General features: G+C 42.7%; 1 protein-coding gene. It reads left to right on the top strand.

Annotation, left to right across the window (positions count from 1 at the left end):
- Window positions 1-239: CRISPR-associated endonuclease Cas9 REC1/REC2 domain-containing protein (locus tag SB775_RS33485; RefSeq protein ID WP_410865611.1), on the top strand; the 239-nt coding region annotated here is incomplete at both ends.

The raw sequence follows: 239 nt of genomic DNA, 5'->3' as shown, positions 1-239 counted from the left end.
GCACTAAGCGCTTGTTGCAAGAGCTGAAGAAAAGTCCTTACGCCGACGAGTTGTACGATGAACAGACGGGAGAATTGAAAGAATTATTTGGGACGCAAAAGGAAAATAGCTTTTCATCGAGTTTGACTGGGTATATTACGATGAAATCCATCCTCGGTGAAGCGGTTGACGATCATCCGGCTATGGTAGAAGAACTTATTTATTGGATTACTGTCTTCGAAGATCGAGAAATCCTTCAC

The organism is Peribacillus sp. SIMBA_075 (assembly GCF_046534585.1).
This window is presented reverse-complemented; position numbering and strand designations above follow the sequence as displayed.